Genomic DNA, 15,998 nt, shown 5'->3' with positions numbered 1-15,998 from the left:
TCGGTGGGCGGAGAGTGACGGGCACCTCCGGGACTCCCCGATAACGGGTCGGTAACCTGTCGTGGTGCGCCTGGCCGTGCTCGACGTCGGATCCAACACCGTCCACCTGCTCATGGTGGACGCCCACAGCGGCGCTCACCCCAAGCCGATGTCCTCGGACAAGGACCAGCTGCGCCTGGCCGAGAACCTGGACTCCCGGGGGGCCCTGACCAAGGGCGGCGTCCGGGCGCTGGTCGAGAGCGTGCACAAGGCGCGCGACTCCGCCCGCGCCGCCGGCTGCGACGACCTGATGGCGTTCGCCACCTCCGCGCTGCGCGACGCCACCAACTCCGCCGAGGTCCTGGCCAAGGTGCACGACGAGACCGGGGTCTCGCTCGAGGTGCTGCACGGCGAGGACGAGGCGCGCTACACCTTCCTCGCCGTCCGCCGCTGGTTCGGCTGGTCCGCGGGGCGTCTGCTGGCCCTCGACATCGGCGGCGGCTCGCTGGAGATGGCGGTCGGGCGCGACGAGATGCCCGAGGAGGCGGCGTCGCTGCCGCTGGGCGCCGGGCGGCTGACCCGGGAGTGGTTCACGGGCGACCCGCCGAGCCGCGCCGAGATCGACCGCCTGCGGGCGAAGGTGGACGCCGACCTCGCCCCGGTCGCCGGGCGGCTGCGGATCGCCGGGGACCCGGACCGCGCCGTCGGCACGTCGAAGACGTTCCGTTCGCTGGCCCGCCTGGCCGGCGCCGCCCCGTCCAGCGAGGGGCCGCGCGCGCCGCGGACCCTGTCCGCGGTCGGGCTGCGGCAGCTGACGGCGTTCATCAGCCGGATGTCCAGTGGCGACCTCGCCGAGCTGGAGGGCGTGAGCCCGAGCCGGGCGCACCAGCTGGTGGCCGGTGCCGTCGTCGCGCAGTCCGCGATGAGCGCGCTCGGGGTGTCCGAGCTGGACATCTGCCCGTGGGCGCTGCGCGAGGGAGTGATCCTCCGCCGGTTCGACCAGCTCGACGGGGCCGAGCGGGGATCGAGACCGACGAGGGCCGACCGCTCGGCGCAGGAATCCGGGACCGGACTTGGACCCTCGGCGACGCACAGGGCACGGTGGTCGGGATGAGTGTGGACAGCGGAGAGCCCCGTCAGCGCACGGTCGCGGAGCTGCTCGCCGAGAACAACGGCGCGCAGACCGGCCGCCGCCGGCGCCGGCGTGCGGTCGACGACGAGCCGGACGCCGGCTTCGTCGACGCGCCGGTGGACGCCGGGCGCGTCGCGTCCCCGCCCCGGCTGCCCGAGCCGCCGCCGAGCCGGGAGCCGGTGCCCTACGGCGCCCCTCCCCGTGGTGCCGGTAACGGCGCACCGCGGCCGTCCGCCTTCGAGCCGAGCGGTTACGAGCCCAACGGTTACGCCTCGAACGGCTACGGATCCAACGGCGGTCACGGCCCCGACGGGTACGGCTCCAACGGTGCCAACGGGCACGGGCCCCACGGCCGCGACGCGAACGGGTACGGGGCCACCGGGTCCGACCGCGGCGCCCCCGCGCCGGCCGGGTACGGCCGCGGCGGTCAGGACGGCGGCTACGACACCGGTGCCCCCGACCGCGAGGCCTTCCGGCCGCCCGCTCCGCGCGGCGCCCCGGCCGGTCCGCCCCCGCGCCCCGAGCCCTACCCCGACCGCCCGGCACCCCCGCCGCCCCCGCAGGCCCTCGCGCCGCAGTCAGTTGCACCGCAGGCCCTCGCGCCGCAGTCAGTTGCACCGCAGGCCCTCGCGCCGCAATCAGTTGCACCGCAGGCCCTCGCACCGCAGGCCCCGCCGCCCGCCCCGCCGTACCGCGGCGAGCCGGTACCGCCGCCCGGGCCGCCGGTCCGCGGCGGTGGCCGGACCGAGCAGATCGCGCGCTTCGACGAGACCGGTGACGGCCCCACCGGCGCGTTCGACACCCGTCCGCCGCGCGGCGCCGACGCCGACGGCTGCCCGCCGACGCAGTACGGCGCCCCGGTGCTGGACGACGACGGCGGCCCGCCCACGCAGCTCGGCGGCCCGCCGCTGCACGACGACGTCGACGGCGAGTGGACCGACTGCCCGGAGGGCGAGGCCGACGACGTCCGTCCGCGCGGCCGTCGCGCACCGGTGCCGTCCGACGGCGGTCCCCCCACCGAGGCCGGGTTCGGCCCGGCCGACCTCGACGACCTCGACGACGACTACGAGGACCACGGCGAGCGCGCCGCCGGTCTGACCGACGACGAGGACGAGCCGCCGCGCCGCAAGCGGGGGCTCCTCGGCCGCCGGACCGCGGCCGCGGAGGCCGACCGTGCCGACGCCGGGCCGGACGTCGACGACGTGCCGCCGGAGCGGGCGGCCGGGACCGGCCAGGCGTGGGCGATGGTCATCGCCCAGTGGATCGGCGGCGCCGTCGTGGGCGCCGGGGTCTGGGTGGGCTTCCGGTACCTGTGGTTCTCGCTGCCGGTGGTCGCGCTGGCCCTGGCCGTGGTGCTCACCGTGGGCCTCGTGCTCGGGGTGCGGGCGCTGTTGCGCAACGACGACCTGAAGACGACGATGTTCGCCGTGCTGGTCGGACTGCTGCTGACGGTGTCCCCGGCGATACTCGTGCTCCTGGACCGGTAACGATGAGCGACCGGGGGGCGACTGCACGTCATGTGAGTGTTCCGGTCGCGCTGTCCACCGCATCGGTCTACCCGGAGGGCGTCGAGGCGGGCTTCGCCATCGCCGCGGAGCTGGGCTACGACGGTGTCGAGCTGATGGTCTGGACCGACCCGGTCAGCCAGGACGTCCGGGCCGTCGACCGCCTGTCCCATCGCTACGGCGTGCCGGTGCTGGCGATCCACGCGCCGTGCCTGGCCGTGACCCAGCGGGTCTGGGGCGCGGACCCGGTGGAGCGGATCCGCCGCTCCGTCGACGCCGCCGACAAGCTCGGCGCCCGGACGGTCGTGATGCACCCGCCGTTCCGCTGGCAGCGCCGCTACGCCTCCGCGTTCGCCGACGAGGTGGCCCGCGCGGGGGAGTACCAGGGCGTCGCGCTGCCGGTGGAGAACATGTTCCCGGTGACCCGGGGCGCGATCAGTACCGTGCCCTACGCGCCCGGCTACGACCCGACCGAGGTCGGGCACCGCAACTACACCCTCGACCTCTCGCACACCGCCGCCGCCGGCTCGGACGCGCTGGCGATGATGCGGCGGATGGGCGACCGGCTGACCCACCTGCACCTCACCGACGGCTCCGGCCGCCCGAAGGACGAGCACCTGGTGCCCGGCCGCGGCACCCAGCCCTGCGCCGAGGTGTGCCAGACCCTGGCCGACGGCGTGTTCGCCGGCGCCGGCGGCGTCGTCGTGCTGGAGGTCAGCACCCGCCGCTGCCGCACCCGCCTGGAACGGACCGGGCTGCTCGCGGAGTCGCTGCTCTTCGCCCGCCTGCACCTGGCGCCGACGGCCACGTACCGGCCGACGCCGCAGGTGCCCGAGCCCGCCGGCCGGTCCTGACGGACGTCACACGGTCCCGGCGTGGTCGGTGACCGCGTCCGGGTGATAGGTCTGTCCCCCATGAGTGCCCCATCGGTCCGCACGGGCCGTCCGTTCTCCGACGCCCACGTGCTCGCCGACCTCGGCGGGGGCCGCTACCGCGCCGAGCTCGACGACGTCTGGGCCGTCGGCCCGAAGGCCCACGGCGGGCTGCTGCTGGTGCTGCTGGCCCGCGCCGCGCTGTCCCGCCTGGCCGCCGAGACCGGCACCGAACTGGACCCGCTGGCGGTCTCCGCGGACTTCCTGCGCGCACCCGACCTGGGTCCGGTCGAGCTCGTCACCGAGCCGCTCAAGATCGGTCGCACGGTGTCGTCCTGCGCGGTGCGCCTGGTGCAGGGCGACAGGCTGATGCTGCACGGCACGGTCACCGCCGGGGTGCTCCCGACCGACGCCCCGCGCTGGGCCGAGGAGTCCACCCGCCCGGCCGAGCCGACACCGGACGCGGTGGACCCGAACCCGCCGGACCGCCCCGCGAAGGGCCTGTCCTCGGCCTGCGAGCTGCGCTACCCGCCGGAGGCCAACGCGTTCGCCCGCGGCGAGACCGGCCCGCCGGTGATGAGCGGATGGGTGCGCCCGCACGGCGAGGACCCCGACGTCCTGTTCGCGCTGCTGGCCGGCGACATCCTGCCGCCGACGGTCTTCAACCTCGGTGGCAGCCCGGGCTGGGCGCCCACGGTGCAGCTCACCGCGCTGCTGCGCGGACACCCGGCGCCGGGCTGGCTGCGTGTGGACTCGCGGTCGGAGGCGGTCGTCGGGACGTGGTTCGACGAGGACCTCTCCGTCGTCGACTCGTCCGGGCGCCTGGTGTGCCAGGCCCGCCAGATCGCACTGGCCCCCCTGCCCCGGGACTGACCTGCCCCAGGGCCGATCGGCTCCGGTCCTACGATCCGGCCATGACACGTATCGCGGTACTGGGTGGCGGGCGGATCGGTGAGGCGCTGCTGAGCGGGTTGCTCGCGGCCGGGCACGGGGCGGACGGGCTGGTGTTCAGCGAGCGCTACCCGGAACGGGCCGCGGAGCTGTCGGACAGGCTCGGGATCGCCGCGGCGCCGCTCGCCGAGGCCGTCGCGGGCGCCGGCACCGTCGTCGTCGCGGTGAAGCCGCAGGACATCGCTCCGCTGCTGACCGACGTCGCCGCGTCGCTCGAGCCCGGCGCGCTCGTGGTCTCGCTGTGCGCGGGGCTGCCGACCTCGCTGTTCGAGGGCGGGCTGCCGGACGGGACGCCCGTCGTGCGCGTCATGCCGAACACCCCGATGCTGCTCGGCGCCGCGATGTGCGCGATCTCCCCGGGCCGCCACGCCACCGACGCGCACCTGGACACGGTGGAGTCGATGCTGGCGACCGTCGGCGCCACGCTGCGGGTGCCGGAGTCGCAGCAGGACGCCGCGACCGCGATCTCGGGCTCGGGGCCCGCCTACTTCTTCCTCGTCGCCGAGGCGATGATCGAGGCCGGGGTGGCGCTGGGTCTGGCGCGCCCCGCGGCGACCGAGCTCACCGTGCAGACGGCGCTGGGCGCGGCCCGGATGCTGCGCGAGTCCGGCGAGCACCCGGGCGTGCTGCGGGAGAACGTGACCTCGCCGGCCGGGACGACCGCGGCGGCCCTGCGCGAGCTCGAACGCCACGGCGTCCGGTCCGCGTGGATGGACGCGATCGTGGCCGCGCACGATCGGTCGGTGGATCTCGGCCGCGCCGTGCGTTGACCCGTTCGCCGGAAAGAGCGACTCATCGTCACTCTGACGCGCGACGCCGTGACTCGAACGGATGGCCCCACTGGATGCCGATCGTCACATCCGTCCCGGTACTCTCGTCCAGAACATCGCGTTGCGACGGAGCGAACTCCGGCGGTCGCGGTGCGACGAGGAGAAGGTGGTGTTCGGATGGCAGCCGAGCGTCCCGAGGCGTTACGTCCCAGCCAGGTCCAGTTCCTGACCGTGGCCGAGGTGGCGTCGATGATGCGCGTGTCCAAGATGACCGTGTACCGGCTCGTGCACTCCGGCGAGCTGCCCGCGGCCCGGGTCGGCCGCTCCTTCCGGGTCCCGCAGCGCGCCGTGGAGGACTACCTCCGCAACGCCTACTTCGACGCCGGCTGAGCGAGCGCCCTAGCCTGGGCCACCCGGCGGTTCGTCCGCGACGACCGGTAGAGTGATGGTTCGGCTGTCGACCCTCGCCGGTCGCGGGCGTCCGCGTGTTGCACGTGGACGTTGCCGGCCCTTCGGCCACCCCGGTGTGCAGGGTCGTGCGAAGACCTCAGGACGAAACGTAGAAGGAGCGCTCCATGGGCTCGGTCATCAAGAAGCGGCGCAAGCGGATGTCGAAGAAGAAGCACCGCAAGCTGCTGCGCAAGACCCGGGTGCAGCGGCGCAAGCTCGGTAAGTGATCCACGCCGGCCGCGTGCACCTTTCAGCCCGATACCGGAGCTGGGTGCGCGCGGCCGGTTTCGTGTGACCGGTGTGGGGCCGTGGCGACGGACCTCACGTGTGCGCGCCGCTCACACCACTCCGTGCTGCCGCTAGCATCATCTCTTCCCGGCGTTCCTCTCTCGACGTCTCTGCGAGGTCGCATCCATGCCGCAGCCGACCCCCTCCGTGGTGCTCGTCACCGGCGTGAGCGGGTTCCTGGGCGGGCACCTCGCGGCCCGCCTGGCCGCGAACCCGGACATCGACCGGGTCCTCGGGGTGGACACCGTCCCGCCCCCGCGTGACCTGCTCAAGCGGATGGGCCGCGCGGAGTTCGTCCGCGCCGACATCCGCAACCCCCTCATCTCCAAGGTCATCTCCTCCGCCTCGGTGGACACCGTCGTGCACGCGTCGCTGTCCGCGAGCCCCGGCTCCGCCGGGGGCCGGGCGACGATGAAGGAGATGAACGTGATCGGCACGATGCAGCTGCTCGCCGCGTGCCAGAAGGCGACGACGGTCCGGCGCGTCGTCCTCAAGTCGACGACCGCCGTCTACGGCTCCAGCCCGCGCGACCCCGCGGTGTTCGACGAGGCCACCGGCCCGAAGGACCTGCCCTCGGGCGGCTACGCGAAGGACGCCGCCGAGATCGAGGGCTACCTGCGCGGCTTCCGCCGCCGCCGCCCGGACGTCACGACGACGGTGCTGCGCTTCGCGAACTTCATCGGCCCGCGCATCGACACCGTCCTCACCCGGTACTTCGCGCTCCCGGTGGTGCCGACCGTGCTCGGGTTCGACGCCCGGGTCCAGCTGCTGCACGAGGAGGACGCGCTCGCCGTCCTCGAGCGCGCGGCGACCCACGAGCTGCCCGGCGTGTTCAACGTGGCGGCCGACGGCGTGCTGATGCTCTCGCAGGCCATCCGCCGGGCCGGCAAGGTCGCGGTCCCGGTGCCGATGAGCGCGGTCGGGCCGGTCAGCCGGGTCCTGCGCGGGGCCCGGGTCGTGGACTTCTCACCGGAGCAGATGCGCTTCCTGAACTTCGGCCGGGTGGTGGACCTGCACCGTCTGCGCGAGGAGTTCGGGTTCGTACCGCGCTGGACGACGACGCAGGCCTTCGACGACTTCGTGCGGGGCCAGGCGCTGAGGCCGATCCTCGGCGCCGAGCGCATCGAGGCGATCGAGCGCGGTGTGCTGAGCGTGGCGAAGGCGTTGCGGTGACCATGCGGGGAAAGACGAACCAGGGGGACGACGCGATGACCGAGGCCCGGGTGATCCCGATCCGGGGCAGCCGTGGTCCGGCCCGGACCCGGCGCCGCGACGAGGACCCCCGGCACCGCGACGACACCGCGCGCCCGTCCGTGGTCGAGGCGGTCGCGCCACCGGCCCCGGAGGAGGCCGACGAGACCCCGCCGCCCGGCTGGGAGATCGCGCTCACCGAGGTGCTGGAGTTCCTGCGCCGCCGCCTCGCCGGTGACTACGCCGTCGACGAGTTCGGGTTCGACGCCGAGCTCGCCGACAACCTCGTGCTGCCGGCCCTGCGCCCGCTCTACCAGAAGTGGTTCCGGGTGGAGACGATCGGCATGCACCACGTGCCGGACACCGGTGGTGCGCTGCTGGTCGCCAACCACTCCGGCACGCTGCCGCTGGACGCGATGATGTCCACCGTCGCCGTGCACGACGAGCACCCGGCCCGGCGGCACCTGCGCCTGCTCGGGGCGGACCTGATGTTCCGGCTCCCGGTGGCCGGCTCGGTGGCCCGCAAGAGCGGTGCGACGCTGGCCTGCACCCCCGACGCCGAGCGCCTGATGTCCAACGGCGAGCTGGTCGGGGTGTTCCCGGAGGGCTTCAAGGGCATCGGCAAGCCGTTCCGGGACCGCTACAAGCTGCAGCGCTTCGGCCGCGGCGGATTCGTCTCGGCCGCGCTGCGCACCGGCGTCCCGATCATCCCGTGCGCCATCGTCGGCGCCGAGGAGACCTACCCGAAGATCGGCGACATCGCGCCGCTGGCGCGCCTGTTCGGGGCGCCGTACTTCCCGATCACGCCGACGTTCCCGCTGCTCGGCCCGGCGGGTCTGGTCCCGCTGCCGTCGAAGTGGTACATCGAGTTCGGCGAGCCGATTCGCACCGACGACCACACCCCGGCCGACGCCGAGGACCCGATGCTGGTGTTCAACCTGACCGACCAGGTCCGCGAGACCATCCAGCACACCCTCTACCGGCTCCTGTCGCAGCGCCGCAACGTCTTCCTGGGCTGAGGCCCCACCCCGGGAGGGGACGGGGCGGCTCAGCGCTTGCGGTAGGCCGCGCCCGCGGCGATCGCACCGGCCAGCGCGCCCGCGCCGAGCACGGACGGGACGCCGATCCGGGCCGCCTTGCGCCCGGTGCGGAAGTCGCGGACCTGCCACTGCCGGGCCTTGGCCACGTCGCGCAGCTCCGAGTCCGGGTTGACCGCGACGGCGGTGCCGACCGCGGAGAGCATCGGCACGTCGTTCACCGAGTCCGAGTAGGCCGCGCAGCGGCGCAGGTCCAGCCCCTCGGACGCGGCCAGCGCGCGGACCGCGTGGGCCTTCGCCGGGCCGTGCAGGATCTCGCCGACCAGACGGCCGGTGTAGAGCCCGTCGACGCTCTCGGAGACGGTGCCGAGCGCACCGGTCAGGCCGAGACGCCGGGCGATGATCAGGGCCAGCTCGACCGGGGTGGCGGTGACGAGCCAGACGCGCTGCCCGGCGTCGAGGTGCATCTGGGCCAGCGCCCGGGTGCCGGCCCAGATGCGGTCGGCCATCAGCTCGTCGTAGATCTCCTCGCCCATCGCCACCACCTCCTCGACCGGCCGGCCCGCGACGAACGACAGGGCCATGTCCCGGTGCCCGGCGATGCCGCCCTTGTCCTCGCGGCCACCGACCCGGAACTTGAGCTGCTGCCACGCGAAGCCGCGCATGTCCGCGGCGGAGAAGAACTTGCGCGCGGCCAGGCCGCGGGCGAAATGGAAGATCGACGCGCCGACCATCATCGTGTTGTCGCAGTCGAAGAACGCCGCGGCGGTGAGGTCCGGCGGCGGGTCGTCGCCGCCGTGCTCCTCGTGGTCGCCCGCGGCGACCGCGGCGGCGGCGGAGGCCTCACCGGCCCGGCGTGCCGGGTCCAGGGCGGTCACCCGGTCCAGGACCTGCCCGGACTCGGCGATTCCCGCGACCTCGGAACGTCCGTTGCCGGTGGCACCGCCGTCCCCGGTGGGCGTGCGCGGCTCGGGATCGGTCACCACGACCAGCCTCTCTCGGGTGCGGGCACGAACATCGTCACCCTACTGCGCTCCTCGCTCCGGGGCCCCCGTGTACCGCGACCGTCACGCCGGGGGCGTCGTCGTCGGGGCACCGGGGGACCCCGGGACGACGGCGGGGCCGCCACAGCGTGTGCTGGGGCGGCCCCGTCCGGCGGTGCCGTGTCGTTCGGTCAGCCGATCGTGACCGGGCCGATGCCGGGCAGCAGCGGCGGCAGCGTGATCGGCGGCAGCAGCGGCTTCGGCGTGTCGGTGGTCGACGTCGCCGAGCTGTCCGAGCTCGACCCCGAGGAGCTGCTCGGGCTGCTCGGCTCACCGCTCTGCGAGCGGGCCGGGTCGCCACCGAGGACCGGGCCGAGGCCCGGCTGCTGCGACTCCGAGGAGCCGCTCGACGACGGGCTCGGCGAGCTCGAGCCGGACTCGCCGGTCGAGGTCTGCGGCTCCGACGACCCGGTGCCGGACTCGCCGGTCCCGGGCTCGGTGGAGTCCTGCTCCGAGGTGGCGGTGCCCGAGTCCGGGACGCAGGCCGCGGACGAGGGCAGCGGACCCAGGTCGTCGACGGAGTCGGTGCCCGACCCGGCGCAGCCGGTCTGGGCCCGCAGCGCCTCGGTGCGGGTCAGGACCCGCTCCAGCAGCGCGATCGAGTCGTCGGCCTCAGGGACGATGGTCTGCGGCATCGACGCCCGCAGCTGCTCCATCCGGCTGGACTGCGCCGTGGCCCAGGTGCGGAGGTCGCCGAGCTGCGAACCGCCCGCCGAGCGGTCCTCGGACAGCATCAGCCGGCTGCCGTTGCTGGTCGCGGTGTCGAAGTCGTCGATCGCGGAGGTGACCGTCGACGGGTCCGGAGGGGTGCTCCGGCCCATCAGGCTCTCGATCTCGTCGACCCGGGTGCGGGCCAGCTCGAGCTGGCGGGCGGCCTCGGCCTGGTCGCCGAACGTGAACGCCCCACCGGTGGTCTCGGTGACGCGCTTGACGCCGTAGAGCGAGTCGCCGGGCAGTGCGTTGCGGCTGGCCGTCGCGGCCACGCCGGCCAGGACCGCCAGGGCGGCCACGGCCGTCACGACGACGCCGAAGCGCTTGCGCAGGCTCGGCCGGCGGCGGGCGGACGGGCGTGCCGACGGGCGGCCGTCGGAGGGACGGCTCTCGGCGCGGGTCTCGGCCTGGTCCGGGTGGTCGTCGGGCAGCACGTGCCGGGCGCGCCGGCCGCGGACGCGGCCCTCGCCGGCCGACGCGGACAGCGTGCGCTCCCCGGCCGCACGCCCGATCGACGCCGCGGGCGTCTCGGGTGCGGGGGCCGGGGTGGTCGGTGCCGGAGTGGGGGTGGTCGGGGCCGGGGCGGCGGCCTCGGCCGGGACCGGGCGTCCGACCGGTTCGGTGAGGGGACCCGCGTCGCGGATCGGCGCGCCGATCCGCTGGGTCGGGTCCTCCGGGTGCGGCGGGCGCGGGGCGGACCGGCCGAGCCCCTGCTCGGCCATGGCCTCGAAGAGCCGCCGGCGCATGCGCTCGGAGGCCTGTGGATCAGCGGACAGCGACGGGCGGCTGCGGTCCAGCGCGGCTGCCAGCGCGATCTCGTGCGCGAGCTCCTCCGCGGCGGACGCGCCGGGAGGAGCGTTGTCGTACCCGTCCTCGGCCCGCTGCCTGTCGTCGTCGTGCCATGCCCCCGGCATGTCGTCCGTCCTCACTGCAGTCCTGCGCTGCTCATCAGCGTCGCGCTCAACCTGCGCTCGTCTACACAACGACGCCGGAGCGCGGAGGTTACGGCAGAAATACCGTTCACCGCATCGAGTAGCGCATTCGTCGCAGTGGCGGATCCGGGGAGTCCAGTTAGCCCGTTCGGCCCACTCATCTCAGGCCTTCCGGTAGCAACTGGGCGAGCCGACGGACCGCTCGATGCTGCAGGGCCTTGACGGCGCCCTCGTTGCGGTCCATGAGCTCGGCGGTCTCGGCGACCGAGAGTCCCTTCAGGAACCGCAGCTGGATGCACTCGCGCTGGTCGGGGTTGAGCTTGTCGATCGAGGCGAGCAGCTCGGAGTTCGTCGCGTTGTCGAGCACCTGCTGTTCGGGACCGCCGGTGGCCGGGGACAGCTCGACGATCTCGGAGGTGGTGGACTCCAGCCGGTACCGGCTGGACTTCACGTAGTCGAAGATCAGGTTCCGGGCGATCGTCACGAACCAGGCACCGATGTCGCGGCCCTGGTAGCTGACCGAGCCGATCCGGCGCAGCGCGCGGACGAACGTCTCCTGCGTGATGTCCTCGGCGAACGAGCGGTCGCCCATCCGGAACAGGACGTACCGGAACACGACGTCGTGGTAGCGCTCGTAGAGCTCGCCGAACGCGCGGACGTCACCGGCCTGGCTGGCCTCGACCAGCGCCCAGGAGTTGCCCTCGTCGGTCGGGGGTTCCTGGGCCTCGGGGCCCGCCGGAGGCCCGGCGGGGTGGTCCTGCTCCGCCCGGGGCGGCTGCCCCTGGGCGGGGTGCGCCCCCGACTGGCGGGGACTGCGGGGGGACGGCATGGCCCGGGTCGAACCCGGGGGCCCGTCGGCCGGCGCGGTCGTGTCGACCGTGTCTGGCTGGGCGATGGTCGGGGGAGCAGAAGGCATGGACACCTCCCCGTCCGGCTGGGGGCGGACGGAGTCGTCGGTCCGGTCCTCGTCGGACACGGGCGTGGCCCGTGACTCGTCGCGGACGTCGGGGTGGACGTGCGGGCGGAGAAGCCGCTGCGGTCGCATCGGCCGTGTCATGAATCCCGGAGGGGCCGGCAACGGTCATCGCATCGCGGCTGGGCCGGCGGTGCGCTGGCGACTAGCTGCATGCCACTCCCTCGGGTGAGACGCGCGTCGAACCGGAGGCTCGCGCGTTGAACCTCATGTAGCGGCGGAGCATACGACGCGATCAAGTGTCTGATCGCACTCGCCGCCGTTTACCGTGCCCGCTGTCCGACGAGTGGACGGTCACGCGCGGTCAGTGCACTGGTAGCTCAGCGTGTCCGCTCAGCTGCGGGGTGTTTGGGACGACGAGCGGTGGGGAACGTGTCGGGCCTCACGGGTACGCACGCTATCGCCCTCCGCGGACCCGCCCGGGCCCGGTCTCCCCGCGGCTTTGGGAGACTGGTCCGGTCCGCTGAGGAGATCCCGTAGGAGGAATCGCATCGTGACCAGCTCCGGCCCCGACCGCCCGGCTCCGGTGCACGTCGCGGACCTGCTGACCCGCGCGGCCGCCGACCGTCCGGACTCCGACGCCGTCGTCGACGTGACGGCGGGGACGACGCTGACCTGGTCCGCCCTCGACGCCGCGGCCACCGCCGAGGCCGCCCGCCTGCGCGGGGCCGGGGTGCGGCCGGGTGACCGCGTGGTGATCGCGCTGCCGGACGGCGCCGGGTTCTGCGTCGCGCTGTTCGGCGCACTGCGCGCGGACGCGGTGGCGGTCCCGGTCGGGCCGGGCTCCGTGCGCCGCGAGCTGGACGTCATCTTTTCCCAGGCGGGGCCGTCCGTCGTCGTCGCCGAGGAGGCCGAGACCGCCACCGCCGAGGCGGCGGCCGAGGCGGGGGCCCGTCTGCTCGGCCCACCCGACCCGGACGCCGCACCCGGCGGCCCGGCGCCGGAGCACACCCCGGAAGAGTGGGGCGGCGAGGCGCTCGCGGTCCTGGTCTTCACCTCCGGCACCACCGGGCGACCGCGCGGGGTGCAGCTCTCGCACCGCGCCCTGCTGGCCAACCGCGAGCAGACCGCGGCCCTGCGCCCGGCGCCGGTCACGCCGAACGACCGGGTGCTGCTCGCGCTGCCGCTGTTCCACGTCTACGGGATGGCCGCCGGCCTGCTGCAGGTCTGCTGGGCCGGGGCGACCGTCGTGCTGCCCGGCCGGTTCGACCCCGCGCGCACGGCGGAGGTGCTGGTGTCGACGCGGGTCAGCGTCGTGGCCGGGGTGCCGTCGATGTTCCGGGCGCTGCTCGACGTGCCCGCGCCGCAGTTGCGCGAGGCGTTCGGCGGTGTCCGGCTCTGCACCTCCGGCGGCGCGCCGCTGCCGGCCGCGTGGCTGACCGCGTTCCGCGAGGCGACCGGGCTGTCCCTGCACGAGGGCTACGGCCTGTCCGAGGGCGGGCCGGTGATCACGACGAACGACCTGGGCCGTCCCCCGAAGGCCGGTGCGGTCGGGCGGGCGCTGCCCGGGGTCGAGATGCGGCTGGTGGACTCGGACGGCGCCCCGCTGGTCACCGACGAGCCGGAGCCCGACGACCCCGAGGAGCTGATCGACGACGGGTCGGACCCGACCGACGACACCGGCCTGATCGCACTGCGTGGGCCCAACCTGTTCTCCGGCTACTGGCCGGACGGGCACGGCGGCCCGGACGCCGACGGCTGGTTCCGCACCGCCGACGTCGGCTACCTCGACGCCGACGGCGACCTGCACCTGGTCGACCGATCGTCGGACCTGGTGATCGTGAACGGGTTCAACGTCTACCCGCGCGAGGTCGAGCAGGTCGTCGGCGAGCTGGACGCGGTGGCCGAGGTCGCCGTCGTCGGGGTGCCGGACGACCGGACCGGCGCGGCGGTGAAGGCCGTCGTGGTGGCCGCGCCGGGGTCCGGGCTGACCGAGGAGCAGGTGCGCGAGCACTGCGCGGTCCGGCTCGCCCGGTTCAAGCGCCCGGCGGTGGTCACCTTCGCCGAGGAGCTGCCCCGCACGCCGACCGGCAAGATCGCCCGCCGCACCCTGGCCCAGCTGTGAGCGGGCCGGGTGTGAGCGCGCACGCCGTCCGTGTCCTGAGCCGTCAGGGCTGCCATCTCTGCGACGTCGCGGCGGAGGAGGTGGCGCGGATCTGCGCCGAGCTGTCGGTGCCGTGGGACACCGTCGACGTCGACACCGACCCCGAGCTGCGCGCCGAGTACGGCGACCGGGTCCCGGTGATCCTCGTCGACGGCCGCGAGCACGGCTTCTGGCGCGTGGAGGAGGAGCGGCTGCGCGCGGCCCTGTCGTGATCCGGCGCATGATGGGTGATGTCCGCCGAACCGGCGGGTGATCCCGCACCGAAGGCAGCTCCGTGACGTCGACGACCTCCCCGCCCGCCCCCACGACGCCCGCGCCCGCGCGGCTCGCCACCGGGCAGGCCGCCGGGATCGGTCTGGCCGCCACGGTGCTCGGCGTCGGGGCCGGGCAGCTCGTCGCCGGGCTCTTCTCGCCGTCGTCGGCGCCGCTGCTGGCGGTGGGGGACCGGGTGATCAACCTGTCCCCGCAGCCGCTGGTCGAGTTCGCGACCTCGACGTTCGGCACCGCGGACAAGGCCGTCCTGATCGCCGGGATCGTCGTGCTGCTGGTCGTCGTCGGCGCCGTGGCCGGGCTGGTCTCGCGCCGCGACGAGCGTCCGGGCTCGGGGGTTCTCGCCGGACTGGGCGTCGTCGGGGTGGCCGCGGTCGCGACCGGGTCGTCGTTCGGCCCGCTGGACCTGCTCGCCCCGGCCGCGGCCCTGTTCTCCGCGGTGTGGGCGTTCCGGCGGCTGCACCGGGTCGGGCTGCGGGCGGGCCGGCAGCGCGAGCCCGCCGCCGGGCTGACCCGGCGCCGCCTGCTGGCCGCGGGCTCGGCCGCCGGTCTGGGCGGGCTCCTCGCCGGTGCGGCCGGGGTGGGCCTGGGCTCGGGGCTCTCGGCGACCGGGGGCCCCGCGGCGTCGCGGGACGCGGTGACCCGGCGCCTGGCCACGGCGACGGTCACCCGGGCGCCCGCGCTGCCGCCGGGCGTCGACCTCCCCGACGCCGGCGTGACCCGGTTCGCCACCGCGAACGCCGACTTCTACCGGATCGACACCGCGCTGCGGGTGCCGTCGCTGACCGCCGAGTCCTGGCGCCTGCGGGTGCACGGGATGGTCGCCCGCGAGCTGGACATCGGGTTCGACGACCTGATGCGCCGCCCGCTCGTCGAGCGCTGGGTCACGATGACGTGCGTGTCGAACGAGGTCGGCGGCGATCTCGTCTCGAACGCCCGGTTCGTCGGCGTCGACCTGCGCGAGCTGCTGCTCGAGGCGGGGCCGCTGCCCGGCGCCGACCAGGTCCTGTCCACCAGCACCGACGGCTGGACGGCCGGCAGCCCGACGTCGGTGCTGCTCGAACCCGGCCGCGGCGCGCTGCTCGCGGTCGGCATGAACGGCGAGGCGCTGCCCCGCGAGCACGGCTTCCCGGTGCGGATCGTCGTGCCCGGCCTCTACGGCTACGTCTCGGCGACGAAGTGGCTCGAGCAGATCGAGCTGACGACGTTCGCCGACCGGCAGGCGTACTGGATCGACCAGGGCTGGGGCGTGCTCGGCCCGATCAAGACCGGCGCCCGGATCGACGTCCCGGGCGCGTTCGCGAGCGTGCCGGCCGGACCGGTGACGATCGCCGGGTCGGCCTGGTCGCAGCCGCGGGGGATCTCCCGCGTCGAGGTCCGTGTGGACGGCGGCCCGTGGCAGGAGGCGTCGCTGGCCGCGACACCCGGCGGCGACACCTGGCGGATGTGGAAGGCCGTGCTGGATCTGCCCGCCGGACGTCCGACGGTGGAGTGCCGGGCCACGGACGCCGACGGGTCGACCCAGACCGACCAGCGGGCGGACCCGATCCCCGACGGCGCCACGGGCTGGCCGTCGCGCCGGTTCACGGTGGGCTGAGACGGACGACCGGGCGATGCGGAGCGGTGAGCGCTGCGTCACGGTGTCGCCGTGACGATGCCCTCGATGCGGGGAAGGTCACGACGAGCGGTGGATTTCTCTCGATCACCGGTCGGTCCTGGTCACCGCCCCGGTGAGCACGTCAGAGGCCAAGATCGCAACTTTGTGCGGGCCTTCACAAGCGGCTACCGTG

At 74.8% G+C, this 15,998-nt stretch carries 15 protein-coding genes; 12 read left to right on the top strand and 3 right to left on the bottom strand.

Annotation, left to right across the window (positions count from 1 at the left end; translation table 11 throughout):
- The first annotated feature begins 64 nt into the window (after positions 1–64).
- The 9 genes from EV383_RS27080 to EV383_RS27040 all read left to right on the top strand — a co-directional run bounded on the left by EV383_RS27080 (position 65) and on the right by EV383_RS27040 (position 8,157).
- Positions 65–1,093, top strand: a complete 1,029-nt coding sequence (locus EV383_RS27080; protein WP_130292541.1) for a Ppx/GppA family phosphatase — start codon at positions 65–67, stop codon at positions 1,091–1,093.
- Positions 1,090–2,598: a hypothetical protein gene (locus EV383_RS27075; protein ID WP_130292540.1), complete on the top strand. Its 1,509-nt coding sequence runs from the start codon at positions 1,090–1,092 to the stop codon at positions 2,596–2,598. The genes EV383_RS27080 and EV383_RS27075 overlap by 4 nt, the downstream gene beginning before the upstream one ends.
- Before the next feature lie 32 nt (positions 2,599–2,630).
- Positions 2,631–3,470, top strand: coding sequence for a sugar phosphate isomerase/epimerase family protein (locus EV383_RS27070; RefSeq protein WP_242623333.1), 840 nt, complete (start codon positions 2,631–2,633; stop codon positions 3,468–3,470).
- Positions 3,471–3,530: 60 nt separating this feature from the next.
- Entirely contained in the window at positions 3,531–4,361 is an 831-nt protein-coding gene (locus tag EV383_RS27065; RefSeq protein ID WP_130292538.1) for a thioesterase family protein, read from the top strand.
- Positions 4,362–4,402: 41 nt separating this feature from the next.
- The gene (gene proC, locus EV383_RS27060; RefSeq protein ID WP_130292537.1) at positions 4,403–5,209 is read left to right on the top strand and encodes a pyrroline-5-carboxylate reductase; all 807 of its coding nucleotides are present in this window, start codon (positions 4,403–4,405) and stop codon (positions 5,207–5,209) included.
- 177 nt (positions 5,210–5,386) lie between these two features.
- On the top strand, positions 5,387–5,599 hold the full coding sequence (locus EV383_RS27055; RefSeq protein WP_130292536.1) for a helix-turn-helix domain-containing protein: 213 nt from the start codon (positions 5,387–5,389) through the stop codon (positions 5,597–5,599).
- A gap of 185 nt (positions 5,600–5,784) precedes the next feature.
- The gene (locus EV383_RS27050) at positions 5,785–5,886 is read left to right on the top strand and encodes a 30S ribosomal protein bS22 (RefSeq protein WP_010241351.1); all 102 of its coding nucleotides are present in this window, start codon (positions 5,785–5,787) and stop codon (positions 5,884–5,886) included.
- Positions 5,887–6,073: 187 nt separating this feature from the next.
- A complete protein-coding gene (locus EV383_RS27045) occupies positions 6,074–7,120 on the top strand; it encodes an NAD-dependent epimerase/dehydratase family protein (RefSeq protein ID WP_130292535.1) in 1,047 nt (348 codons plus the stop codon).
- A 2-nt stretch (positions 7,121–7,122) separates the two neighbouring features.
- Positions 7,123–8,157, top strand: a complete 1,035-nt coding sequence (locus EV383_RS27040; RefSeq protein WP_242623522.1) for a lysophospholipid acyltransferase family protein — start codon at positions 7,123–7,125, stop codon at positions 8,155–8,157.
- A gap of 29 nt (positions 8,158–8,186) precedes the next feature.
- Here EV383_RS27040 and EV383_RS27035 read toward each other — a convergent pair whose 3' ends face one another.
- The 3 genes from EV383_RS27035 to EV383_RS27025 form a co-directional block, all read right to left on the bottom strand.
- Positions 8,187–9,062, bottom strand: coding sequence for an HAD family hydrolase (locus tag EV383_RS27035; protein ID WP_423213703.1), 876 nt, complete (start codon positions 9,060–9,062; stop codon positions 8,187–8,189).
- Between the two features lie 287 nt (positions 9,063–9,349).
- The gene (locus EV383_RS27030) at positions 9,350–10,843 is read right to left on the bottom strand and encodes a DUF5667 domain-containing protein (RefSeq protein ID WP_130292534.1); all 1,494 of its coding nucleotides are present in this window, start codon (positions 10,841–10,843) and stop codon (positions 9,350–9,352) included.
- 175 nt (positions 10,844–11,018) lie between these two features.
- A complete protein-coding gene (locus tag EV383_RS27025) occupies positions 11,019–11,777 on the bottom strand; it encodes a sigma-70 family RNA polymerase sigma factor (protein ID WP_341273748.1) in 759 nt (252 codons plus the stop codon).
- 550 nt (positions 11,778–12,327) lie between these two features.
- Here EV383_RS27025 and EV383_RS27020 point away from each other — a divergent pair.
- The 3 genes from EV383_RS27020 to EV383_RS27010 all read left to right on the top strand — a co-directional run bounded on the left by EV383_RS27020 (position 12,328) and on the right by EV383_RS27010 (position 15,805).
- Complete coding sequence (locus tag EV383_RS27020; protein ID WP_207223670.1) at positions 12,328–13,899, top strand: AMP-binding protein; 1,572 nt, start codon at positions 12,328–12,330, stop codon at positions 13,897–13,899.
- 11 nt (positions 13,900–13,910) lie between these two features.
- Positions 13,911–14,150: a glutaredoxin family protein gene (locus tag EV383_RS27015; protein WP_130292533.1), complete on the top strand. Its 240-nt coding sequence runs from the start codon at positions 13,911–13,913 to the stop codon at positions 14,148–14,150.
- A 62-nt stretch (positions 14,151–14,212) separates the two neighbouring features.
- The gene (locus EV383_RS27010; protein ID WP_130292532.1) at positions 14,213–15,805 is read left to right on the top strand and encodes a molybdopterin-dependent oxidoreductase; all 1,593 of its coding nucleotides are present in this window, start codon (positions 14,213–14,215) and stop codon (positions 15,803–15,805) included.
- Positions 15,806–15,998: the final 193 nt, after the last annotated feature.

The organism is Pseudonocardia sediminis, from assembly GCF_004217185.1.
Lineage (GTDB): Bacteria > Actinomycetota > Actinomycetes > Mycobacteriales > Pseudonocardiaceae > Pseudonocardia > Pseudonocardia sediminis.
Note: the sequence above shows the minus strand (reverse complement) of the source record. Positions and strands in the feature narration are given on the sequence as shown.

What these genes read in the sequence shown, in the direction of transcription:
- EV383_RS27075 (WP_130292540.1), top strand. Translation starts at nt 1,090, where the DNA reads ATGAGTGTGGACAGCGGAGAGCCCCGTCAGCGCACGGTCGCGGAGCTG.
- proC (WP_130292537.1), top strand. Translation starts at nt 4,403, where the DNA reads ATGACACGTATCGCGGTACTGGGTGGCGGGCGGATCGGTGAGGCGCTG.
- EV383_RS27045 (WP_130292535.1), top strand. Translation starts at nt 6,074, where the DNA reads ATGCCGCAGCCGACCCCCTCCGTGGTGCTCGTCACCGGCGTGAGCGGG.
- EV383_RS27050 (WP_010241351.1), top strand. Translation starts at nt 5,785, where the DNA reads ATGGGCTCGGTCATCAAGAAGCGGCGCAAGCGGATGTCGAAGAAGAAG.
- EV383_RS27025 (WP_341273748.1), bottom strand. Translation starts at nt 11,777, where the DNA reads ATGCCTTCTGCTCCCCCGACCATCGCCCAGCCAGACACGGTCGACACG.
- EV383_RS27055 (WP_130292536.1), top strand. Translation starts at nt 5,387, where the DNA reads ATGGCAGCCGAGCGTCCCGAGGCGTTACGTCCCAGCCAGGTCCAGTTC.
- EV383_RS27040 (WP_242623522.1), top strand. Translation starts at nt 7,123, where the DNA reads ATGCGGGGAAAGACGAACCAGGGGGACGACGCGATGACCGAGGCCCGG.
- EV383_RS27065 (WP_130292538.1), top strand. Translation starts at nt 3,531, where the DNA reads ATGAGTGCCCCATCGGTCCGCACGGGCCGTCCGTTCTCCGACGCCCAC.
- EV383_RS27030 (WP_130292534.1), bottom strand. Translation starts at nt 10,843, where the DNA reads ATGCCGGGGGCATGGCACGACGACGACAGGCAGCGGGCCGAGGACGGG.